The organism is Aminipila sp. (genome assembly GCF_032051575.1).
GTDB lineage: Bacteria > Bacillota > Clostridia > Peptostreptococcales > Anaerovoracaceae > Aminipila.
In genome coordinates, this window is record NZ_DAMBYD010000014.1 from 60,902 (window position 1) to 83,327 (window position 22,426).

The 22,426-nt window shown below is 35.0% G+C and carries 22 protein-coding genes and 1 other annotated feature; of the genes, 9 read left to right on the plus strand and 13 right to left on the minus strand.

Annotated features, from left to right (window positions below; translation table 11 throughout):
• Positions 1 to 87: 87 nt before the first annotated feature.
• Positions 88 to 1,098 carry an aspartate--ammonia ligase gene (gene asnA / locus RTW14_RS16815; RefSeq protein WP_312653596.1) on the minus strand — a complete coding sequence of 337 codons (1,011 nt, stop codon included), beginning with the start codon at positions 1,096 to 1,098 and terminating at the stop codon, positions 88 to 90.
• 203 nt (positions 1,099 to 1,301) lie between these two features.
• On the opposite strand from asnA, the gene RTW14_RS16820 reads away from it, so the two are divergent.
• From RTW14_RS16820 to RTW14_RS16830, 3 genes are read left to right on the plus strand one after another with little or no spacing between them, the layout of a single operon-like run.
• Complete coding sequence (locus RTW14_RS16820; protein WP_312653598.1) at positions 1,302 to 1,685, plus strand: GntR family transcriptional regulator; 384 nt, start codon at positions 1,302 to 1,304, stop codon at positions 1,683 to 1,685.
• Positions 1,682 to 2,578 (plus strand): ABC transporter ATP-binding protein, encoded by an 897-nt coding sequence (locus tag RTW14_RS16825; protein WP_312653600.1) that lies wholly within the window; start codon positions 1,682 to 1,684, stop codon positions 2,576 to 2,578. Before RTW14_RS16820 ends, RTW14_RS16825 begins: the two co-directional genes overlap by 4 nt.
• Positions 2,553 to 4,718 (plus strand): hypothetical protein, encoded by a 2,166-nt coding sequence (locus tag RTW14_RS16830; RefSeq protein ID WP_312653602.1) that lies wholly within the window; start codon positions 2,553 to 2,555, stop codon positions 4,716 to 4,718. Before RTW14_RS16825 ends, RTW14_RS16830 begins: the two co-directional genes overlap by 26 nt.
• A gap of 62 nt (positions 4,719 to 4,780) precedes the next feature.
• Here RTW14_RS16830 and RTW14_RS16835 read toward each other — a convergent pair whose 3' ends face one another.
• From RTW14_RS16835 to RTW14_RS16860, 6 genes are all read right to left on the minus strand, one after another.
• Positions 4,781 to 6,259 (minus strand): aminotransferase class I/II-fold pyridoxal phosphate-dependent enzyme, encoded by a 1,479-nt coding sequence (locus tag RTW14_RS16835; protein WP_312653604.1) that lies wholly within the window; start codon positions 6,257 to 6,259, stop codon positions 4,781 to 4,783.
• A 33-nt stretch (positions 6,260 to 6,292) separates the two neighbouring features.
• Positions 6,293 to 7,528, minus strand: coding sequence for a peptidase T (gene pepT, locus RTW14_RS16840; RefSeq protein ID WP_312653606.1), 1,236 nt, complete (start codon positions 7,526 to 7,528; stop codon positions 6,293 to 6,295).
• A gap of 36 nt (positions 7,529 to 7,564) precedes the next feature.
• Positions 7,565 to 8,794, minus strand: a complete 1,230-nt coding sequence (locus RTW14_RS16845) for an NAD(P)/FAD-dependent oxidoreductase (RefSeq protein WP_312653608.1) — start codon at positions 8,792 to 8,794, stop codon at positions 7,565 to 7,567.
• A gap of 27 nt (positions 8,795 to 8,821) precedes the next feature.
• Positions 8,822 to 10,255, minus strand: a complete 1,434-nt coding sequence (gene pdxR / locus RTW14_RS16850; protein ID WP_312653610.1) for a MocR-like pyridoxine biosynthesis transcription factor PdxR — start codon at positions 10,253 to 10,255, stop codon at positions 8,822 to 8,824.
• Positions 10,256 to 10,378: 123 nt separating this feature from the next.
• On the minus strand, positions 10,379 to 10,576 hold the full coding sequence (locus tag RTW14_RS16855) for a putative motility protein (RefSeq protein ID WP_312653612.1): 198 nt from the start codon (positions 10,574 to 10,576) through the stop codon (positions 10,379 to 10,381).
• A 99-nt stretch (positions 10,577 to 10,675) separates the two neighbouring features.
• Positions 10,676 to 10,939 carry a putative signal transducing protein gene (locus tag RTW14_RS16860; protein ID WP_312653614.1) on the minus strand — a complete coding sequence of 88 codons (264 nt, stop codon included), beginning with the start codon at positions 10,937 to 10,939 and terminating at the stop codon, positions 10,676 to 10,678.
• Between the two features lie 210 nt (positions 10,940 to 11,149).
• Here RTW14_RS16860 and RTW14_RS16865 point away from each other — a divergent pair, with 210 nt between their 5' ends.
• Positions 11,150 to 11,437 (plus strand): DUF3795 domain-containing protein, encoded by a 288-nt coding sequence (locus tag RTW14_RS16865; protein WP_312653616.1) that lies wholly within the window; start codon positions 11,150 to 11,152, stop codon positions 11,435 to 11,437.
• Between the two features lie 59 nt (positions 11,438 to 11,496).
• On the opposite strand, the gene RTW14_RS16870 is transcribed toward RTW14_RS16865, so the two are convergent.
• From RTW14_RS16870 to RTW14_RS16890, 5 genes are read right to left on the minus strand one after another with little or no spacing between them, the layout of a single operon-like run.
• Positions 11,497 to 13,242, minus strand: a complete 1,746-nt coding sequence (locus tag RTW14_RS16870; protein ID WP_312653618.1) for an NADH-dependent [FeFe] hydrogenase, group A6 — start codon at positions 13,240 to 13,242, stop codon at positions 11,497 to 11,499.
• Positions 13,243 to 13,256: 14 nt separating this feature from the next.
• Positions 13,257 to 15,047 (minus strand): NADH-quinone oxidoreductase subunit NuoF, encoded by a 1,791-nt coding sequence (locus RTW14_RS16875; protein ID WP_312653620.1) that lies wholly within the window; start codon positions 15,045 to 15,047, stop codon positions 13,257 to 13,259.
• A gap of 13 nt (positions 15,048 to 15,060) precedes the next feature.
• A complete protein-coding gene (locus RTW14_RS16880) occupies positions 15,061 to 15,432 on the minus strand; it encodes a (2Fe-2S) ferredoxin domain-containing protein (protein WP_312653622.1) in 372 nt (123 codons plus the stop codon).
• A 26-nt stretch (positions 15,433 to 15,458) separates the two neighbouring features.
• Positions 15,459 to 16,016 carry an ATP-binding protein gene (locus RTW14_RS16885; protein WP_312653624.1) on the minus strand — a complete coding sequence of 186 codons (558 nt, stop codon included), beginning with the start codon at positions 16,014 to 16,016 and terminating at the stop codon, positions 15,459 to 15,461.
• A gap of 6 nt (positions 16,017 to 16,022) precedes the next feature.
• Complete coding sequence (locus tag RTW14_RS16890; RefSeq protein ID WP_312653626.1) at positions 16,023 to 16,523, minus strand: NADH-quinone oxidoreductase subunit NuoE family protein; 501 nt, start codon at positions 16,521 to 16,523, stop codon at positions 16,023 to 16,025.
• Positions 16,524 to 16,698: 175 nt separating this feature from the next.
• Here RTW14_RS16890 and RTW14_RS16895 point away from each other — a divergent pair, with 175 nt between their 5' ends.
• From RTW14_RS16895 to RTW14_RS16915, 5 genes are read left to right on the plus strand one after another with little or no spacing between them, the layout of a single operon-like run.
• Complete coding sequence (locus RTW14_RS16895; RefSeq protein ID WP_312653628.1) at positions 16,699 to 17,055, plus strand: DRTGG domain-containing protein; 357 nt, start codon at positions 16,699 to 16,701, stop codon at positions 17,053 to 17,055.
• Entirely contained in the window at positions 17,045 to 17,476 is a 432-nt protein-coding gene (locus RTW14_RS16900; RefSeq protein ID WP_312653630.1) for an ATP-binding protein, read from the plus strand. The genes RTW14_RS16895 and RTW14_RS16900 overlap by 11 nt, the downstream gene beginning before the upstream one ends.
• Before the next feature lie 57 nt (positions 17,477 to 17,533).
• Positions 17,534 to 18,916, plus strand: a complete 1,383-nt coding sequence (locus RTW14_RS16905) for a [Fe-Fe] hydrogenase large subunit C-terminal domain-containing protein (protein WP_312653632.1) — start codon at positions 17,534 to 17,536, stop codon at positions 18,914 to 18,916.
• 19 nt (positions 18,917 to 18,935) lie between these two features.
• Positions 18,936 to 19,280, plus strand: coding sequence for a hypothetical protein (locus RTW14_RS16910; RefSeq protein ID WP_312653634.1), 345 nt, complete (start codon positions 18,936 to 18,938; stop codon positions 19,278 to 19,280).
• Positions 19,277 to 20,017, plus strand: coding sequence for a PHP domain-containing protein (locus RTW14_RS16915; RefSeq protein ID WP_312653637.1), 741 nt, complete (start codon positions 19,277 to 19,279; stop codon positions 20,015 to 20,017). Before RTW14_RS16910 ends, RTW14_RS16915 begins: the two co-directional genes overlap by 4 nt.
• Positions 20,018 to 20,064: 47 nt before the next feature.
• On the opposite strand, the gene thrS is transcribed toward RTW14_RS16915, so the two are convergent.
• Positions 20,065 to 22,029 carry a threonine--tRNA ligase gene (gene thrS / locus RTW14_RS16920; RefSeq protein WP_312653639.1) on the minus strand — a complete coding sequence of 655 codons (1,965 nt, stop codon included), beginning with the start codon at positions 22,027 to 22,029 and terminating at the stop codon, positions 20,065 to 20,067.
• Between the two features lie 88 nt (positions 22,030 to 22,117).
• Positions 22,118 to 22,368, minus strand: a binding site (T-box leader).
• Positions 22,369 to 22,426 lie beyond the last annotated feature (58 nt).

Here is a 22,426-nt window from a genome sequence, read left to right on the forward strand (position 1 = left end):
CAACTGTGACTCAAAAAGCTGCCATAGCCCTTAAAATCACAGTTGCAGAATTATCATTTTAATTTTTATTATTAATGTTATAAGATATTATAATAAAAATATATTGTTTTCCTGACATTCCTTAATCATATCTTCAGGCCATACTGATACTTGTACCTCTCCGATATGAGCTTTTCTTAAAAAGAACATACATAATCTACTCTGACCAATGCCTCCTCCGATTGAATAAGGCATTTTCTTATTTAATATAGCCTTATGAAAATCCAAATTTTTTCTATCTTCAGCATTTGCCAATTTTAACTGTCTTTCCATAGCCTCTTCATCTACTCTGATACCCATGGAGGAAATTTCAAACGCCATATTAAGAACTTCATCCCAAAGAATAATGTCTCCATTTAACTGCCAATCATCATAGTCAGGAGCTCTTCCATCATGTTTTTCTCCTGATTTAAGCTTATCACCGATTTTTTTAATAAAAACTGCTCGCTTTTCTTCTGCGATTAGGTTTTCTCTTTCCTTCGGAGTTTTATCTGGCCATCTGTCTTCTAGTTCCTGAGTAGTAATAAATGTTATTTCATTTGGTAATTCGGTCTGAAGTCCCCTATATAGTCTGTTTACATAGTCCCCAAGGTTCTTCAAAGCATTGTAGATAATTACTACTGTTTCTTCCAGATATTCCTCAGTTCTCTGCTCTTTAGTAATTGTTTTTTCCCAATCCCACTGATCCACATATATGGAATGTAAATTATCTAGTTCTTCATCTCTTCTGATAGCATTCATATCTGTATAGATACCCTGACCTGGTGCAATGTTATATTTCCCAAGGGCCATCCTCTTCCACTTAGCTAAAGATTGGACCACTTCGACTTTTGCTTCATCCATATCCATAAGGGTAAAACTTACAGTTCTTTCAACACCATTCAGGTTATCATTAAGCCCACTTTCAGGTGAAACAAAAAGTGGTGCGGAAACTCTTCGCAGACTCAATCCATAAGCTAGCTCCTGCTGAAAAAAATCCTTAATTTTTTTAATAGCTCTCTGGCTCTCCATGTAATCAATAACTGGGGTATAACCCTCAGGAATTATCAACTTTGACATAAACTTCTTCTCCTTTTATGTGAAATATATTTTTTAATACAATAATTTTATATTTTATTTGCTCTTCTGAACAAAAACTCACTATATATTGTATTACGTTATGCAAATAAAATCAAGCATTTAAGCTTACTATTTGTAATTACAATTGACACTGTACTATTTCACGTAGTACACTTGTAATATTATAAAAGGAGGTGCTTTGTATGTTCCAGCTAGATTTAAAGAGCAGAAAAACGATATACGAACAAGTTGTTGATAACCTCAAAGAATTAATTATAGCAGAAATTTTAAAGCCTGAAGATAAATTGCCTTCTGTCAGAGAATTATCTAAAACTCTTACAGTAAACCCAAATACAATTCAGAAGGCATACCGTGAGCTTGAATCTCAAGGTTATGTCTATACAGTTACTGGTCTAGGTACTTTTGTTGCTGTTCCTAAAAAAACAACCATAAGTCCCGCCCAACTAGAGGAAATTAGGAATCGAATAAAAAATGATCTTAGAGAATTATATTTCCTTGGTTTAAACTTTGGAGAAATAAAAGAGATGGTTCTTCAATTACTTGAAGAAAGAGGTGACAATAAATGATTAAAGTGATAGATGTAAATAAAAACTTTGACCAGTTTAAAGCCTTAGTTGATTTAAACATTAACGTAAACAAAGGATCTATTTATGGTCTGATAGGCACCAATGGTGCGGGAAAAACTACTATTATAAAACATATTACTGGTATAATAAAACCCGACTCAGGTCAAATATTTATTGATGGTGAGGAGGTTTTTGACAATAAAGATGTGAAACAAAAAATGGGATTTATCCCGGATGACTTATTTTTCTTTTCTACTTACAACCTAAAGGAAATGTCTAAATTTTACAAGTCACTTTACCCTTGCTGGAGTCAGGAAAGATATAATCATATGGTAACTCAGTTTAATCTAAATGAGAGAAATAAGCTGGCAAGATTCTCTAAGGGAATGCAAAAGCAGGCGGCATTTATATTAACTATGTCAACAATGCCTGATTATCTAATTTTAGATGAGCCTATCGATGGTCTTGACCCAATAGTAAGAAAGATTGTCTGGAAATATATTGTAGAAGATGTGGCTGAAAGAGAAATGACTGTTTTTGTATCTTCGCACAATTTAAAAGAACTAGAGGGAATATGTGATTCAATAGGTATTATCTCAAAAGGCCACATGGTTATGGAACGTGATTTAGATGAGTTAAAATCTGACATACACAAAATTCAAGTAGCCTATAAAGATAAGCCCGAAAACCCTTATAAAAATTTGAACGTTCTTCACCATGAAATAAGAGGAACCGTAGATTTACTTATTATACGAGATAAAAAAGAGCTTGTAGAAGAAATTATCCTTGAAAGTAAACCTGTTGTTTTTGACATACTCCCTCTTACTCTTGAAGAAATATTTATATATGAATTAGGAGGTGCTGACAATGAAATCCAGAGCATTATATTTTAGCGTTTCTATGCCTTTAATAAAAGAGAATCTTAGAAGATTTTGGGCAATACCTGCTATAGCTTTTTTAGCATATTTTTTGTCAAGTGTATTTCCTATTTTAATGAGTTATGGGGATATAACTAATATGTACAGTTATATTGAAATGTGCCTGACAAACAAGCAGCCTTTTTTTATGGCTATACATTTAACTCTGCCTATTATTGCTGCGGTAATAGTATTCAGATATCTTCAAAGCTCAAGTTCAGTAACAACAATGCATTCTATGCCGTTTACAAGAGCTCAGCTTTTTAATAGCAGTCTGATTTCTGGTTTAATCCTAATTTTGCTTCCACTTATAGCAAATGAACTTATACTTCAAGCTATAGCAAAGCCTACTTATGATTATTATATGTATGTTGATTATGAAAAAACATCAGCCTTAACAGACAGTGCTATAAATATTTTCACTAGAAGCAATGTACTTCAGTGGTTTTGGCAATCGCTCTTAATCGTATTAGTTATTTATGCTATATCCGTATTTGCTGGTATGATAACAGGTAATACTGTTATGCACCTGGTGTTAGCCTTTGGATTTAACTTCCTTGCTCCAGCATTATACTTAACATTTATAACCTATTGTTCAAATTACCTATTTGGATTTACTTCAACGGGTATACATGAAAAAATACTTATTGGTTTATCCCCTTTTACACAAGTATTTGCCAGTGACAAAAGCTTTACCCTCCCGTTTCAGATATATTACATAGTATTAACTCTTTTTATTTTAATCGTTTCAGGTTTCTTATACCAAAAACGTCAAATGGAGAAATCTGGTGACTCAATTATATTTAATTTCATGATACCCATTATATGTTACTTAATTGCATATTTCGGTATGTCTTTGATGGGTTATTACTTTAAGTCTTTAAGCAATAGTAATAATGACACACAGACAGGTGATGCATACTTTTATGCAGGACTTATAGCCGGTGCAATAATAGCCTTTATTATTGGCCGAATGATTGTACTTAAAACTCCTCGTGTATTTAATAAACAATCTATAAAAAGTTTTGGATTATTTGCCTTGATTGCCTCCCTTTTTATTTGCTCAATAACCTTAGATTTAATGGGTTTTGAAAACAGAGTTCCAAATATAAGCAAGGTTAGCGGCATAGTATCAACAAGTTTCGATTTTATAAATAATGGCGGGCGATACACCATAAATTCATTTAGGCCTCTACGTTCTGAATCCAATACTAGTGGTTTTTATTACAGTGACCCTAAAAATGTTAAAGCATTAATAGCATTGCATCAGGATATCGTTAATAAAAAAAGTAAAATAGAAAAGGAACAAAGCTTAAACATACAAACCTATCCCATTAGCTTATATTATGATATATCTAATCCTTTAGGTTTACAAAGATTATATACTTTATCCTATAAAGAAATGATTAATAATAAACAACTTAAACAGCTTTATGAATCAACAGAATTTAAAAATTATTTTTCATTTAATAATTTAAACAATGAAGAAATGACCCGAATGACTTTAAGTAATATTTATTTTTATGATGATACTGCTGCTGCTAACCTTATAATAACCGATACTACTAAAATTTCTGGTTTACTAAATGCAATGGAGAAGGACTTCCAACATAGAACATATGAGGACTACTTAAGTAAAAAACATTCTTATTGCAATATGTATCTTGATTATAAGTCCTTAGATGAAAAAGATAAAATTCAGAAAAGCACTTTAGATCTAAATGTTTTATTAACGGATGTTAATACAGTAAAATGGTTAAAAGACAATGGTTATTCTAAATACTTAGAATATAATGCAGATATGATACAAAAAATTGTATTTTCTGAAATAAATGTTGATAAAGCTAAAGAAAGCAACTCTATAGATGACAAGGAGTACTATACAGAAGAATCTCAAAAAATAGGGGAAGAAAATACGAAGCAACTTATAATTACGGATAAAAAACAAATTCAAGAAGTTTTAAATACGTATTATAGTTCGCAAAACAATTTTGATAAATATTATGAGGGCTATATTGTTTTCAAACAAATGAATGGAGTTACAGAAACTCATTCTGATAGTATTTTCTATGATTTTGACAATGCACCAGGCTTTATCTCAAAATATTTTAAATAACATCTTTCATAAAAAAGGGCAGCTGGATATTCTCTATCCAGCTGCCTTTTTTACAAGCTTCTTTACTTTCCGACAACTACTTGGTTATTTTCATTAATTCCCATCACTTTTTCACCAGCAGTTCTAAGTGCCTTTACATATTCTATTGCTTCTTTACTAATTATTTCCCCTGGGCAAATCAGAGGAATTCCTGGTGGATATGGAATAATGGAACTGGCACAAACATATCCCTGTGCGTTCTCTAAAGCTACATACTGTTTTTCATTTGGTAATTTATGCAATATTTCCTGCTTTGGTATAGCTTTTATTAACTCAGAAAAGTTATCTTTCTCGTTTTTGTATTCTAGTTTCTGAGATTTTAAATTTACACTGCTTATATGTCTTAAAGCTTCGAGTAAATTTTCATAATCCGATTTAACATTGCCAATGCCCGTCATACACATGACAATACTCCCAGTTACAAGTTCTACAAAAATGTTCTTTTCCATCAACAGCTTTTCTAATTCATGCCCTGATATACCACACTGGCTCATATTCAGGTTTATTTTCGTCCAGTCCATATTGGCTCCTGTATTAATAATCCTTAAGCCTTTAATCTTGTCTGCTTCCCTATAAAAATCCATTAGATTCTCTCTCCACTTTTTTATTAAATGGTCGCCATTCGTTTTAATCAAATCAGCATTAATATCTAACGATCCCATGAGCAAATAGGAAGGACTTGTACTTTCAACTGTCTGTAGTTTATCCTCAAGTACACCTAAATCAACTTTATCTGTAACTACATTCATAACTGCACTTTGCGTAAAAGAGGCTAATGTTTTATGAATGCTGTTCACAACAATATCCGCACCACACTCTTCAGCCGGTCTGGGCAATGAATGCCACTCTTTATCCAAACCAGTTTCACACTCCATAAATCTGCTAAAGAACTTTAAATGAGCACCATGAGCCTGATCCACGATCAATAGCTTCCCTGCTTTATGAACAATCTCTGCAATTCCTTCTATATCACTGCAGATTCCATAGTAATTAGGGCTTGGAATGATTACTGCTTCAGCGTCAGGATTTTCTTCCAGTAACTTTTCTATTTCTGTAGGTAATATTTCTCCACTAATTTCAAATTCTCCAATAAGCTCTGGATAGGCATATACAGGAGAAATATTTCCCAGTGTGAGAGCGTTAAATACAGATTTATGGCAGTTTCTCGCCATAATTAACTTACCTTCTGACTTCACAGAGGACATAATAGCAGCTATCAAGCCGCAGCTGGTTCCATTTACAAGTAAATAGGACTTCTTAACTTGATAAAGTTCTTTATACATATTCATAGTATTCATGATAATACTTTCTGCCTGAAATAAATTATCTGCTCCATCAATCTCTGTAATGTCACAATCCATGATATGATTAAGAAAATACTCATACCCATACCTTTTATATAAATCAGAGCCTTTATGGCCTGGCATATGAAAAGATATAGGGTTACATTCATTATGCTGAAGTAAATAACTGGTTATACCATTTTGATTCATGCTGCGCATCAAATATGCCCCCTATATATTAAATCACTTAAGTTAAGCTTTTTCCGCATATAATTCTAATATTTTAATTACAACATCTTTAGCTTTTTCCATAGCCTCCACTGATGCAAATTCAGATACGCTATGATAATTATGGCCACCTACAAATAAGTTTGGAGTAGGAAGACCTCTTCTGGATAATGTCGAACCATCTGTACCTCCTCTGACTGCCACTATTCTCGGTTCAAGATTACATTGTCTATATGCCTCTATAGCTGTCTCAATAATATGCTCCTGACCTTCCAGGAAATCATTCATATTGTAATATTGTGTCTTTATATCAATAGTTACATAATCCTTTCCCCACTTTTCATTAATCTTTGCCACAATTGCTCTAAGGAAAGTCATTCTATTTTCCATGCTATCTCTGTCAAAATCTCTTAAAAGAAGATCTATCTTCGCAACATCTGTGTCGCCAGAGATTTCATATACATAATAAAAGCCTTCTCTTCCTTCTGTAGTTTCTGGAGCTTCCGTTCTTGGTAATGCAGATAAAAACTCGTTGGCAAGGACGATTGGATTAATCATTTTGTTTTTAGCTGCTCCTGGGTGTATGCATACTCCTTTACATTCAACATGTGCATCAGCAGCATTAAAAGTTTCATGATTAAATTCACCAATGCCATCTCCATCAATTGTAAATGCAAAATCAGCTCCAAAGCCTTCAATGTCAAACAATTCTGCTCCACCCTGTACTTCCTCGTCTGGAGTAAATGCTATACAAATATCTCCATGTTTTATATCTGGGTTATTTTTGATATTCTCTAGAGCATCTATAATTATTGCGATTCCAGCCTTATTATCAGCGCCTAAAAGTGTTGTACCATCTGAGGTAACAATAGTGTTTCCAACATAATCCAAAAGTTCTGGTGTATTTTTAGGATTTAAAACGATATCCTTTTCTTTATTAATAATAATTTCACCGCCGTCATAATTTTCAAAGACTTGCGGCTTTACATTTTTACCTGAACAGTCAGGTGCTGTATCTAAATGAGCAATAAATCCAATACTTGGTGCTTTTTTACCACTCCCTAGGTTACTTGTAACCTTAGCTGTAACACAAGCGTGTTCGTCAACTTTAATATTAACTGCACCCAAACCTTTTAATTCTTCTGCCAGTTTATGAGCTAAGTCAAACTGGCCCTTTGTGCTAGGCACAACACCTGCATCTTCAGCAGATTCTGTGTCAATCTGTACGTAATCAATAAATCTTTCTAAAATGCGTTTCATTTTTTCTCCCCCCAAAATATGATATAAAAAATTTAATTAAGTTATATTTCCCGCTAAATATCCACTGGAACATGCAAACTGCAAATTATATCCACCCGTATCTCCATCTACATCTAAAACCTCTCCAATTATAAAAAGTCCAGGATATTTTTTGCATTCCATCGTCTTTAAATTAACTTCTGCTAATGAGACTCCGCCTGCTGTTGCCATTGCCATATTAAAGCCACCTGTACCACTGACAGAAAAGGTATCCTTAGTAAATAGTTCTGCCAGCCTTTTAAGTTGTTTGCCAGTTAAGCTGGAGGCTTTCTGGCTGCTTTCAATCCCTATACGTTCACAAATTTTTTCAACAAAACGCTTCGGTATTGCCGTACCTAAATATTCTAACAGAAAATTAATCGTCTGTTTACTATTTTTTGGAACTTTCTGCTTAAAATCGGTAAATATTTCCTCAAAACTTTTTCCCGGGAAATAATTAATAATTAACTGATCTCCCGTGTTTACATAACGGGAAATATTAATTGCAGCAGGACCTGAAAAGTTTGTATGAGTAAGTAATAAATCATCACAGTTTTCTATGCCCCTCACTTTAATTAATGCGGGAGAGAAAGAAATTCCAGACAACTCACTATAAGGATACTCCTGCACAAAAATAGGAACAAGCGAAGGCTTTGGCTTCATAATTTCAATACCTAAATCCTCTAAAACTCTAAACGCACTGCCATCTGAGCCCGTTGAAGGATAAGAACATCCACCTGAAGCAAAAACCACTTTGTAAGCTTCAAATTTTACTTGCTCATTTTCTTCTAAATCATCACAAATAATTACATATTTATCATTTAAGTAGTGCAATTTACAAGCAGAGTGTTTATACTTTACAGTAAATCCATTGGCACCGCCACAGGATCTAAGTACATCTAAAACGTCTCGTGCATCTAAAGATTTAGGAAAAATCTTACCATCTTCCCTTTCAAGCATAGGCACTCCCTTGGCCTCAAAAAAATCAACCACAGCTTGATTATTAAATTTATATAAACAACTACGAATTTTTTTGCCACTTTGCCCATAATGTTTTACAAATTCCTTAATGTCACCGCTGTGAGTAATATTGCACTGTCCGCCACCTGACATAAGCAGTTTTTTACCTGTAAAATTTGATTTTTCTAAAATTAAACCTTTTATTTTTTTTCCATAGGCAGCTGCACAAAAAAGGCCAGAAGCCCCTCCGCCAATTATTATCACATCATAAATATTCGTGTCTTCCAAATTAAAATCCTTTCCTTCTTTTCATGATTAAACGGATGTCCATTTTTCTATTAATGACTTTATTGTGTCTTGAATTTCGTTAATAGGAATTTGATTATAATAAAATACTAAGGCTGCCAATTGCTGGCCCGTAGGGTCATCTGCATATATAGAAACCGGTGTAGCTGATACACCTAATACTTTAGCCTCATTGCATAGCTGCTCTACACTCTTTTTACTATCTACATTTATTATCATGTTAATTCCTGATGAAGTATTGGTAGGTTTTATTATTCCCCTTCCATATTTATTAATAGAGCCTAAAACCTTTTGTAACTTCTGGGAATATAAATTTCTTAACTTCTTAATATTTGTCTGGTAAAGTCCGTGTTCCATAAATAAAGCTAATGTAAGTTGTTCTGTCTTAGAACAAGTTTGAGTATAACCATGACTTATATCTTTAAAAATATCAGCCATTCTCTCTGGCAGCACCATATAGCTGATTTTTATGGAGGAAAATAAAGTTGATGAAAAAGAGCCTAAATATACCACCCTCTGGCGGTTGTCCAAACCCTGCAATGCGGGTACTGGCTTTCCAAAGTATCGAAGCTCACTATCATAATCATCTTCAATTATTATACTATTGTTGTGGTTTGCCCAATCTAACAATTGGTATCTTTTTCCTATAGGCATCACTGCACCCGTAGGAAATTGGTTTGAAGGACTTACATACACTGCAGATCTTATGTTTGACGGAAGCCTGTCAATTTCAATGCCTTCCTTGTCCACATCAACGGGAGTGATAACAAACCCCCTATCCCTAAACATGTTTTTAACAGGTAAATATCCTGGTTCCTCCACCGCTACATGATTAATCCCAAGCTTTGACAGTATTAAACATAAATGACTAGTAATCTGTTGTGTTCCTGCACCAATTACAATTTGTTCAGGATTACAAATTACACCTCTGGATCTATATATATATTTCGAAATCTCATATCTCAAAGCTAATTCACCTTGTGGATCACTTTCAAACATAAGCAGATGTGGATATTCAGTAAATACTTTGTTCATGCATTTTTTCCATTTATTAAAGTCAAAGCATGACAAATCATACTGAAAGACTGAAGATTCATCTCTTTTTTCCACATCTACAGGGAATAGTGAATATTCAGTTTCTCTATTTTTCTCAACTTCATCCTTTTCATTAAAAGAAGCCTCTTCAACTCTGTGTAAGATATTACTTACGTAATATCCAGATTGTGGTTTACTATATATATAGCCCTCCACATTCAACTGGCTGTATGCTAAATTTACTGTAGTTATGCTAAGATTCAGCCTTTCTGCCAAACTTCTTAGCGAAGGAAGTTTTTCATTTGGGTTCATTTCATTTGATAATATTTCTTTTTTTATATAATCATATAATTGTAAATAAAGGGGCCTAGTTGATTTCTCATCAAATTCAGGAATAATTGCTTTCATGAGTCTTCCTTTCAAATTACACTAATATGGTAATCAATATTTCCTATATAATCAAAAAACGACCACATATCAGAATCCAAAATTCTTTATATGTAGCCGCTGCATTACAAATTTAACTCTAACCTATGCATAAACGTCTAAATTAAAACCAAGTTCACCTTCAGCAACCGGCATACTCTGTGCCACATCTGGCATATCGGTTATCATCTCTTCCATAACCTGTGTTTGAGAACTCATAGCCATGTTAAGCACCGACATTGATACGGATTGTTGAAGTTCTAGTGCCTGCATTCCCATATATGAAGATAAAATTCCATCCATGCTCTCACGTCCCTTCTACATATATCAAACTAACCAATATGAACTTACTTTTTTATACACTTATATCATATACCAAATATTACTTAAAATCAATACCTTCTATATGTCTTCCTCCAGCGGCACAGCCACTATAACATTCTTTGCATCTTCAATTGTTTCTTCCGGTACATATATATCTATAGGAAACGCGCTATTGGCGCCCATGGCTATTTCCAGAAAGTTGCTGGCTCCCTGATAACGTTTCTCACAAGGAATATTTTCACTTCGTAATTTTGATTCTAGCAAATCTGCTTCAAAACTATCTTTTGCAGTACATAAATAAACTCCACTGCGCCATTTCTCTTTTTCTTTCTTACCAAACATATATCTCCCCCCGCTCCTTACTATACAATTTATTTTCTTAGAATTCCTCTTTCCTTCAATTTTATTTAGGAAATTGAAATAGTTTATAAAAAGTATATCATAACATAGAAAAAAAATCACTGTATACAAACTATGAAGCTTTAATGTTATACTTATGATATGATTAAACAAAATAAGACCATTCGTTATTTAAATCAGGAGGCTATAAAGATGGAAAGAATTATTAGTTGCTGTGGTGTGGAATGCTCGAATTGTAACTATTATCCCGATGAATGTACAGGCTGTCCTTCAATCAAAGGTAAACCCTACTGGATAGAATACACTGATGATTCCATATGTGACATTTATGATTGCTGCATCAATAAAAAATTCTTTTCTCACTGTGGCCAATGTAAAAGCCTGCCTTGCCAACGCTATAATCGTAGCGACCCAACTAAAACCTCTGAAGAAAATCAAAAAATCCTCCGTGAGCAATTAGAACAGCTTCAGACTATGTAAAAAATCAGTATTGCAAAAATACAGACTGGTATCAGAAATCTGATACCAGTCTTAAAGTGCTATTTATTAATCTTTCTCTTCACATAAGTCGTATGAAGAATTTCATGTGCCTTGTGGCTTCCTGGTTCTCCCAGATATTCTGCATAAAGTTTCTTGATTGCAGGATTTTCATGGGATTTTCTTATTGGTTTTGAAGCATCAATTCCATAAAGTGCACTTGCACGCATTGCCTTAATATCAAATTTATTTTTAGTTCTTGCACTATGTCTAGGCTGCCCCCCGCCATTTACGCATCCTCCAGGGCAAGCCATCATTTCTACAAAATGATAATTTGCTTCACCAGATTTAATTTGGTCCATTACTTTCCTTGCATTCGCAAGACCTGAAGCAACGGCAACATGAATGTCCATACCAGCCACATTATAAGTAGCTTCTTTGATTCCCTCTGTACCTCTTACTTCTGAGAAATCTAGTTTCTTAAGTTCGTCGCCTGTTAATGTTTCTACTGCAGTTCTAAGTGCAGCTTCCATTACACCTCCAGTAGCTCCAAAGATTACTCCTGCACCAGTTGATTCTCCCAGAGGATTATCAAACTCACCGTTTGGAAGGTTAGTGAAATCAAGACCTACTTGGTCAATCATTCTTGCAAGTTCTCTTGTTGTAATGGCAATATCAACATCAGGATATCCAGATGCATCCTGATTTTCTCTTGTTCGCTCAAACTTCTTAGCTGTACAAGGCATCACACTGACACTCACGATTTTAGCAGGATCAATTCCCATTTTTTCAGCAAAGTAAGTCTTGGTAATTGCTCCAAACATTTGTTGAGGTGATTTACAAGAAGACAAATGTTCAATCATATCCGGATAGAAATGCTCACAAAACTTAACCCATCCAGGGGAACACGAAGTTATAAGCGGTAATGTACCTCCATTTTTAACTCTATTTAAAAACTCATTTGCTTCTTCCATAATCGTTAAGTCGGCAGCAAAATCAGTATCAAATACTTTATCAAATCCAAGCATACGAAGAGCTGTTACCATTTTACCCTCTACTTCACTACCAATATGAAGTTTATACACTTCACCAAGTGCTGCTCTCACTGATGGCGCTGTTTGCACGATTACATATTTATCAGGATCATTAATCGCCTCAAACACCTCATCGGTCTGATCCTTCTCTGATATAGCACCAGTTGGGCAAGCCATTAGACACTGTCCACAGTTAACACAACTAGTAACACCTAAATCCAAAAAGAATGCAGTATCAATAATAGTATCAAAGCCTCTTCCATTAGCTCCTAAGATACCGATTCCCTGTACTTTTTCACACATAGCAACACATCTTCTGCATAGAATACATTTATGGCTGTCTCTAACCATATGTATAGCAGTATCGTCGAACATTCTTTCCGGCATAGAGCCTGCATATTTTGCCGAATCGTCTACATGTAGCTTATGACAAAGCTTGATTAGCTCACAGTTACCTGAACTTCCACATGAAAAGCAATCAATAGTATGGTTAGACATAAGCAATTGTAATGTTTTCTTTCTGGAATCTAAAACTCTTTTACTGTTGGTTATAATCTCCATATTAGGTGTAATAGGATGTACACAAGCAGCAACCAGAGTCCTCGCTCCTTTAACTTCAACTACGCACATACGGCATGCACCAATTTCATTTATATCTTTTAAATAGCATAATGTTGGTATTTCAATATGTGCCAGCTGGGCCGCCTCAAGTATAGTGGATCCAGCCGGAGCAGAAATTTCCATCCCATTTATTTTAACCGCGATATTCTCCATTCTGACCTTCCCTCCTACTCTTTAGTTATTGCACCAAAATGACAATTATTTAAACAAGCTCCACACTTAATACACTTCTTCGTATCAATAACATGAGCCTTTTTTGTTTCTCCGCTAATTGCACCTTCTGAACAAATCTTTAAACATAACGTGCACCCTTTGCACTTATCTGGATCAATTTTGAAAGTTAGCAATGCTTTACATACTTTTGCTGGACAGACCTTATCTGTAACATGAGCAATATACTCATCTTTAAAGAATCTAAGTGTTGATAATACTGGATTTGGAGCAGTCTGACCAAGCCCGCATAATGCGTTATCTTTAATATAATATGCCAATTCCTCTAATTTATCTAAATCCTCAAGAGTACCTTTACCTTCTGTAATATTTTCTAGGATTTCATGCATTCTTTTTGTTCCAACTCTGCATGGTGTACATTTTCCACAAGACTCATCTACAGTGAAATCTAAGAAAAATTTAGCAATATCAACCATACAATTGTCTTCATCCATAACAATAAGTCCACCAGAACCCATCATGGAGCCTATGGAAATCAGATTATCATAATCAATTGCAATGTCATAATGCTCCGCAGGAATACATCCACCTGAAGGGCCGCCTGTCTGAGCTGCCTTAAACTTCTTTCCATTAGGAATTCCACCGCCAATTTCTTCAATGACAGTTCTTAAAGTTGTTCCCATAGGTACTTCCACAAGTCCTGTGTTCTTAACTTTTCCTCCTAACGCAAATACTTTTGTTCCCTTTGATTTTTCAGTACCCATTGAAGCAAACCATTCCGGTCCATTTAGAATAATCTGAGGAATATTTGCTGAAGTTTCAACATTGTTAAGGATAGTAGGGCTATCAAATAAACCCTTTACTGCTGGAAATGGCGGTCTTGGTCTTGGTTCTCCACGGTTGCCTTCAATCGAAGTCATTAACGCAGTTTCTTCGCCACATACAAATGCTCCTGCCCCAAGTCGTAATTCAATATCAAAGTTGAAATCTGTCCCAAAAATATTTCTACCTAATAGCCCATATTCCCTTGCCTGATTTATAGCAATCTTTAATCTTTCAACTGCAATTGGGTATTCAGCACGAACATAAATATACCCCTGATCTGCACCAATAGCATAACCAGCTATTGCCATCGCCTCAAGCACAACATGAGGATCACCCTCTAATACAGATCGATCCATAAATGCTCCCGGATCGCCTTCATCTGCATTACAGCAAACATATTTTTGAACTTGGCCTCTATTTCCTGAAGCAAACTTCCATTTCATTCCTGTTGGAAATCCAGCACCACCTCTGCCTCTAAGTCCACTGTCTAAAATTGTTTGTACTACTTCATCTGGAGTCATTTCAGTAAGAACTTTACCTAAAGCTTCATAACCCCTTGTACCAATGTATTCATCAATACTTTCAGGATTAATATATCCACAATTCCTTAGTGCAATACGTTTTTGTTTTTTATAAAAATTAGTGTCATTTAATCCTTTTACTCCTTCTGAAGTTAACGTTTCATCATATACTAAACGTTTTACTATCCGCCCCTTCACAAGGTGTTCTTTTACAATCTCTTCTACATCCTCAGTTTTGACCATTGAGTAAAACACCTGATCAGGATATATAAGTACTACCGGACCCAAAGCGCAAAGGCCAAAACATCCAGTCTTTACTACCGCAACTTCACTTTCAAGACCTACCTTTTTGATGTTATCTTCAAGAGCCTCTATTATTTTCATGCTTCCGGAGGAAGTACATCCTGTACCACCACAAACCAATACATGTGAACGAACCATTATAATTCCCTCCTTACAATTCTGTTGAATCTAATGTATATTTACTTACAATAAGGCCTCTTACAATATGCTGTTCAAATACTTCTCTAGCCTTTTCCGGATCCATTTTTATATAAGTAACCTTTTCGCGACCTGGCTCATAAATCTCTACTATAGGTTCATATTGACACAATCCAATACAACCAGTCTGCGTAACAACTATATCTTTTAATCCTTTTTCATTTACTGCATCTGCCAAGGTATTTAAAACAGGCCTAGCACCACTTGCAATACCACAAGTTGCCATTCCAACTACTACACGCATTTGAGAACCAGTTTCATTTCTTACTCCCATTTGGTTCTGCACTCTATCTCTTATCGCTTTTAATTCCTCAAGTGACTTCATACTTCACCTTGCCTTTCCACTATATGTCACAGCGGTAACCCGCCATCAACTTCTTTTTTATTTTCATCTAAATATTCTTGTAGATATGTTAGTATTTCTGGTGTATTTAAAGGAACTCCATTTAAAATTTCTTTAAACTCACGAGTATCAAGCCTAAATTTATTACAATCGTATGAATATATAAACACAAAATCAATATTTATGTTAAATGCTATTAATGTATAAATTGTGTTGCTTATGTCTCCTAGCGGCATTCTGTCTATATGAGAAAGCCTAAAAGAAGCTTTTATTTCAGTGCCTTTACCAATTTCCGAACCTATAGTAAAATCCCCACCGGAACTTTCAGCTGCCAATTTAAAAAATGGTATTCCCATCCCAACTTTCCTAGTGGTTCTAGTTGTGAAAAATGGATCAACCGCTTTATGAAGCTGCTCTTCACTCATTCCTTTTCCATTGTCCTTGATTATTGCTGTCAAAGCATCCTTATGATTATCAATGATTACCTCTATCGAAATCAGCGAAGCTTCAGCTCTTATGGAATTTTCTGCAATATCTAAAATATTCAATGAAATTTCCGTCATCATATATTTTTACACTTCTCTATAGTTATCTATAATTTTCTCAACATCATCTACTGTTACACGTCCATGAACATCATCATCAACAATCATGACTGGCGCTAATCCGCAAGCTCCTACACAGCGGCATGCTTCTAAAGAAAACATCCCATCGGGTGTACATTCGCCGCCTACAATTCCTAGCACTTCCATAAGTTTATTATAAATATCTCCCGAGCCCTTCACATAGCATGCTGTGCCTAGGCAGACAGATACTGTATGTTTCCCCTTTGGAGTTAATGAAAATTGTGAGTAAAATGTACTTACACCATAAACCTTTTCAAGTGGCACCCCTAAAGCATCGGATATCATTGTCTGAACTTCAATGGGTAAATAGCCATAAATATTTTGGGCCTCCTGCATAATTGGCATTAAGCAGCCTTTATCATCTCTAAACTGATTAATTACTTTTAGTAATTGTTCTTCTTGCTCTTTTGTCCCTTGGAAAGGGATCTCATTTTTAATGCAAGCCAAATTTAATTCCTCCTTACTATTTACAAATATAATACAACATGCGATAATAGTACAAAATTAGTTATATCACTTTATTGCACAAAAATCTACAAAAAAATATAAAGTTAAGACTTGTATAATATTGTCTAACTTTTAACGGCTTCTAATTTTATTTGATTATTTATTGGAGGTAAATATGCAAATTAAAGATATTATCTTGCTGTTAGATGCAACCATATTCAGTGGTGAAAATCTGCAGGATACTTTTGCACAGGGTGCTTTTGCATCTGATTTAATGAGTGATGTTTTAGCTTTAGTAAAAGAGCAGAATATTCTTCTTACTGGTCTTTGTAACACTCAGGTTCTTCGAACCGCTGAAATGCTTGATATGAACTGTGTCATCTTAGTTAGAGGCAAAGTCCCTACTGAAGAATTTATTAAAATGGCGGCAGAAAAAAATATATGTTTACTGGCTACAAAGGAAACTATGTTTAAATCTTGCGGCCTTCTTTATTCAAATGGGCTTCATGGAGGAAACATTAATGAACGATAACACTATCCTTTCTCTGCGCTACACTGTTGTACCTAATGATTTTTCGCGTGCGGGGGAAGCTAGCAGTGATGTAAAAAATACGCTTAAACAACTAGGAGTTTCACCTGATATAATCCGAAAAGTATCTATAGCCTTATATGAAGGTGAAATCAATATGGTTATTCATGCTAATGGAGGAACCATTGATATAAAAGTAACACCAACACAAATTATTATGGTTCTTACTGATTCTGGTCCCGGTATAACTGATATTGAAAAAGCAATGGAGGCAGGATATTCTACTGCTTCTGAAAGTGCTAGAGCCTTAGGTTTTGGCGCTGGTATGGGTCTTCCCAATATTAAAAAATATTCTGACCAAATGAAAATAGATACTACAATTGGAATTGGTACAACTTTAACAATATTTGTTAATTTAGCTTAACTTATATATTATCCCTATAACGTCATAAGAAAATAGTATTGAAAGGAAGGGGGAAAAATGGACAAATTTTTTCATTCCGTATCTCTAATAGAAGAATTATGTAGCGGATGTATAAACTGTATTAAACGTTGCCCAACTCAGGCTATTCGTGTCAGGCACGGCAAAGCCTGCATAACAAAAGAATTTTGTATTGACTGTGGAGAATGTGTTCGAACTTGTCAAAATCACGCAAAAGTGATTAACCGTGATTTTATTAAATGCTTAAATGATTTTGAATATACGGTAGCTCTGCCTGCACCTTCATTATACAGTCAATTTAATAATATTACCGATATAAATGCTATATTAACGGCCATTTTAATGTTAGGTTTTGATGACGTATATGAGGTGGCAGCCAGTGCTGAAGTAGTTACAGAGGCTACTAAAGATTATGTCAATACCCATAGAGAGCAGTGGCCTTTAGTAAGTACTGCATGCCCTTCTGTGGTCCGGCTCATTCGGGTACGTTTTCCCAACTTAATTGATCACTTACTTCCATTGCACCCTCCTGTAGAAATAGCAGCAGCAGCAGCCAGAAAAAAAGCCATCGAAAAAACTGGTCTGCCATCCGAAAAAATAGGTATTATCTTTATCTCACCTTGTTCATCAAAGGTAGCTTACATTAAAGAACCTCTTGGTATGGAAAAGAGTTCTATAGACAGAGCCATTGGAATAACTGATATTTATCCATTAATCCTAGCTCACTTGCAAGAAGCCTCCCAATCTCCTTTAAATCTTGCCACTGCTGGCAGAATCGGAATTGGCTGGGGCCGAAGTAGTGGTGAAGCTCTTGCTCTTGAGACAGATGAATATTTGTCTGCTGATGGAATTGAAAATGTCCTGCAGGTTCTGGAAGACCTAGAGGATGAAAAATTGAGTGGCCTAAGATTTATAGAACTTGATGCATGCAATGGAGGATGTGTAGGTGGAATTTTAACCGTAGAAAATCCTTTTATTGCTAAAACCAAATTAAAGAAAATAAAAGAATCATTACCGGAGAGACATACCGAAGAACATAAACATATGTCTTATGAAGAATTATTCTGGAATGTGGATGTAGTTTACGAACCCGTATTTCAATTAAGCGGCAACTTTATTGAAAGTGTGGCACTTATGAATCAAGTGAACACTATCTATGAAAAATTTCCTAAATTAGATTGCGGCATTTGTGGGGCTCCCACTTGTAAAGCCCTTGCAGAAGACATTGTTAAGGGTAATGCAACTGAAAATCAATGCATTCATATTTTAAAGCAGCAAATCCATGAAATTTCCAAAGATGCTACTGCCTTTGCAAATGATACCACTTTAAATGCTGCCAATACCCCTGACTATGTAACAAAATTAAAGAAGTATATAAATCAAATTGCAACACTGGATAATGACCTTAATCGTGAAAAATAAGAAAAAAGGTTGTGATGATATGAACATAAATCAATTAATTTCCAAGAACATATTTACATTAGCGAACGATGGTGGGAATGGTAATTTTTCCATAGCAAAACCTTTCTGCTGTGACCTTTTAAGCATAGCCATGGGTAAAGCTCCCGCAGGCTGTGTATGGGTGACGGTTATGGGAAATTCTAACACTTTGGCTGTAGCTTCTCTGGCTGAAGCTGCCTGCATCATATTTGCTGAAGGTATTACATTAGATGATGCTGCTTTAAATAAAGCAAAAGAGCATAACATAACTGTCATGTATACGGAGTTGCCAATTTTTGATGCAGCTCTTAAAGTACATCAATTAATTCAGGAGTATGTAATATGATAAATTTGTCTTATGACTTCCATATTCATTCCTGTCTTTCTCCTTGTGGAGATAATGATATGACACCTCAAAACATAGCTGCTATGTCAGCACTTAAACGATTGGATGTTATTGCTATAACAGACCATAATTCCTGTAAAAATTGTGCCTCTGTTATAGACGCTGCACAAGTCTATGATTTGCTCGTGATTCCTGGAATGGAACTTACAACTTCTGAAGAAGTTCATGTACTATGCTTATTTTACGATTTAACTTCAGCATTAAATTTTGATGATTATGTATATAAACATTTACTTCCCATAAAAAACAATGCGAAAATATTTGGTGAGCAGCTTCTTTGTAATTCTCAGGATAAGGTAATTGGAAATGTAGAAAATCTACTTATTAACAGTACAGATATTTCTCTGGACTCTCTGTGGGAATTAGTCACTGAATATAATGGTATTATCATTCCTGCACATTTAGATAAGGATTCCACCAGTATTATTTCTAATCTGGGTTTTATTCCCTTAGATAGTAAATTTAAATGTGCTGAATTTAAAGATACAAAAAAATTAAAAGAGTTAACAGAATCTAACCCCATTCTATCATCTTGCAGCATTATTACTTCTTCAGACGCACATTACCTTCAAGATATCAGTGAGCCTATACATACTATTCAGGTTGATGAAAAAAATATAAGATCCATTCTAGACACGCTATCAAAAAAAATAAACCGTTGGAATCCAAATTATTGAATACCAACGGTTTTAAATTACCTTTAGAATACTGCGTTATAAAAAGTCTATTTTTCTTCTTCTTCTACATTAATCTTCTTGATTTCTTTTGTTCTGATTTCTTCACAAATCTCACTAATAAACTGTTGAAGCGGCTTCTGACCTTCATCTCCATTGAAGCGGCTTCTTACAGAAACAACGCCCTCTTCCGCCTCTTTCTGACCTACAACCAGCATATAAGGTACTCTCGCAAGTCTAGTTTCACGGATCTTGTAACCTATTTTTTCACTTCTTTCATCAATAGTTACAAGTACACCACTCTTCTGAAGTTCTTCCTTAACCTGCTTTGCATAATCATGATATTTTTCTGAAATAGGAAGAATACGAACCTGTTCAGGGCAAAGCCAAGTTGGGAATTTACCTGCATATTTTTCAATAAGCCATGCAAGGGTTCTTTCATAACATCCCATAGAAGTTCTATGAATGATGTAAGGTCTTTTCTTTTCTCCATCCTTATCCACATAAGACATATCAAAACGTTCTGCAAGAAACATGTCAAGCTGAATAGTAATCATAGTATCTTCCTTGCCATAAACATTCTTAGCCTGAATGTCAAGCTTAGGACCATAAAAGGCTGCTTCGCCTTCTGCTTCAGTAAATTCTATACCAATATGATTTAATATATTTCTCATCATATCCTGAACTTCATCCCACATCTCTGGTGTGCCCATATACTTTTCAGTATTCTTAGGATCCCACTTTGACATCTGGTAGGTTACATCGCCTTCCAAACCTAAAGTAGTCAGGCAGTATTTAGCAAGGTCTACACATGCTTTAAATTCCTCTTCTATCTGATCAGGTCTAACGATTAAATGACCCTCTGAAATAGTAAATTGACGAACACGAGTTAGTCCGTGCATTTCACCCGAATCTTCATTTCTAAATAAAGTTGAAGTTTCGCCGTAACGTAAAGGCAGATCTCTATAAGATTTTTGACTCTGCTTATATACATAGTACTGGAATGGACATGTCATAGGCCTTAGTGCAAACACTTCTGCATTTTCATCTTCATCATCACCTAATACAAACATACCTTCTTTGTAATGTGCCCAGTGATCCGAAATGATATATAATTCTCTCTTAGCCATAAGAGGAGTCTTTGTTCTAACATACCCTCTTCTTTCTTCTTCATCTTCAATCCATCTCTGTAATGTCTGAATCATCTTTGCACCCTTTGGCATTAATAGAGGAAGTCCCTGTCCAATAACGTCAACAGTTGCAAATAGTTCCATTTCGCGGCCTAACTTATTGTGATCACGCTTTTTGATGTCTTCAAGATAAACCAAGTATTCGTTTAGTTCTTCCTTCTTTGTAAATGCTGTACCATAAATTCTAGTAAGCATCTTGTTTTTTTCGCTGCCTCTCCAGTAAGCACCAGAAGATGAAATAAGCTTAAATGCCTTAATTGGCTTTGTTGTCATCAGATGAGGACCTGCACATAAATCTACAAATTCACCCTGACTATAGAAAGAAATAACAGCATCTTCAGGTAAATCCTGAATCAATTCAACCTTGTAAGGCTCTCCCTTTTCTTCCATAAATTTGATAGCTTCTGTCCTTGGCATGGTAAACATTTCAAGTTTATTACCTTCTTTTATGATTTTCTTCATTTCTGCTTCAATTTTATCTAAATCTTCTCTGGAAAACGGTGCATACTCAAAATCATAGTAGTATCCAGTATCAATTGAAGGTCCAATTGCAAGCTTTGCTTCAGGATATAGTCGCTTTACTGCTTCAGCAAGAACATGTGAGCAAGTATGACGGTATGCTGCAAGTCCTTTTGGGTCATTTGCTGTTAAAATATTTAACTCACAATCCTTATCAATAACAGTTCTTAAATCTACTACTTTACCATTAACTTCACCTGCACATGCCATTCTAGCAAGTCCTTCGCTAATATCTGCTGCTATATCTATAACAGCTTTTGATTCACTGTACTCTTTAAAAGAGCCATCTTTTAATGTAATCTTCATTTAACTAATTCCTCCTGTTAAAAATTATTTTTTGATTCAGCAGGTGAGATTATTCTGCAATAAAAAATCCCCTCCTGCATAAACTGCAGAAAGGGACGAGTTATCTGTTCTCGCGGTTCCACCCTAATTGCTTAGTAATCTCCTATTCAATATATCCTTTATTTTGTGATATATGTTCTAAGATTTTACAAAACCACTCTTCTTGATTATAACGGAATCACCGGACCTGATTGGGGCCACTCCGAGGTAGTTTTCAAATGGTTTTTATTAAAGCCTTTCCAGCCTCCGGCTTCTCTCTGTAAATATCTCCCACTCTACTCTTCTCATCAACGCATTAAAAATATTAAACTAAACTTAATTATATCACTTGAATACTTTTTTTCAACCCCTAAATTTA

Coding starts and splice junctions, on each gene's coding strand:
- asnA (WP_312653596.1), bottom strand. CDS start 1,098: ATGTCAAAGTTGATAATTCCTGAGGGTTATACCCCAGTTATTGATTAC.
- RTW14_RS16820 (WP_312653598.1), top strand. CDS start 1,302: ATGTTCCAGCTAGATTTAAAGAGCAGAAAAACGATATACGAACAAGTT.
- RTW14_RS16825 (WP_312653600.1), top strand. CDS start 1,682: ATGATTAAAGTGATAGATGTAAATAAAAACTTTGACCAGTTTAAAGCC.
- RTW14_RS16830 (WP_312653602.1), top strand. CDS start 2,553: ATGAAATCCAGAGCATTATATTTTAGCGTTTCTATGCCTTTAATAAAA.
- RTW14_RS16835 (WP_312653604.1), bottom strand. CDS start 6,259: ATGCGCAGCATGAATCAAAATGGTATAACCAGTTATTTACTTCAGCAT.
- pepT (WP_312653606.1), bottom strand. CDS start 7,528: ATGAAACGCATTTTAGAAAGATTTATTGATTACGTACAGATTGACACA.
- pdxR (WP_312653610.1), bottom strand. CDS start 10,255: ATGAAAGCAATTATTCCTGAATTTGATGAGAAATCAACTAGGCCCCTT.
- RTW14_RS16855 (WP_312653612.1), bottom strand. CDS start 10,576: ATGGATGGAATTTTATCTTCATATATGGGAATGCAGGCACTAGAACTT.
- RTW14_RS16860 (WP_312653614.1), bottom strand. CDS start 10,939: ATGTTTGGTAAGAAAGAAAAAGAGAAATGGCGCAGTGGAGTTTATTTA.
- RTW14_RS16865 (WP_312653616.1), top strand. CDS start 11,150: ATGGAAAGAATTATTAGTTGCTGTGGTGTGGAATGCTCGAATTGTAAC.
- RTW14_RS16870 (WP_312653618.1), bottom strand. CDS start 13,242: ATGGAGAATATCGCGGTTAAAATAAATGGGATGGAAATTTCTGCTCCG.
- RTW14_RS16875 (WP_312653620.1), bottom strand. CDS start 15,047: ATGGTTCGTTCACATGTATTGGTTTGTGGTGGTACAGGATGTACTTCC.
- RTW14_RS16880 (WP_312653622.1), bottom strand. CDS start 15,432: ATGAAGTCACTTGAGGAATTAAAAGCGATAAGAGATAGAGTGCAGAAC.
- RTW14_RS16885 (WP_312653624.1), bottom strand. CDS start 16,016: ATGATGACGGAAATTTCATTGAATATTTTAGATATTGCAGAAAATTCC.
- RTW14_RS16895 (WP_312653628.1), top strand. CDS start 16,699: ATGCAAATTAAAGATATTATCTTGCTGTTAGATGCAACCATATTCAGT.
- RTW14_RS16900 (WP_312653630.1), top strand. CDS start 17,045: ATGAACGATAACACTATCCTTTCTCTGCGCTACACTGTTGTACCTAAT.
- RTW14_RS16905 (WP_312653632.1), top strand. CDS start 17,534: ATGGACAAATTTTTTCATTCCGTATCTCTAATAGAAGAATTATGTAGC.
- RTW14_RS16910 (WP_312653634.1), top strand. CDS start 18,936: ATGAACATAAATCAATTAATTTCCAAGAACATATTTACATTAGCGAAC.
- RTW14_RS16915 (WP_312653637.1), top strand. CDS start 19,277: ATGATAAATTTGTCTTATGACTTCCATATTCATTCCTGTCTTTCTCCT.
- thrS (WP_312653639.1), bottom strand. CDS start 22,029: ATGAAGATTACATTAAAAGATGGCTCTTTTAAAGAGTACAGTGAATCA.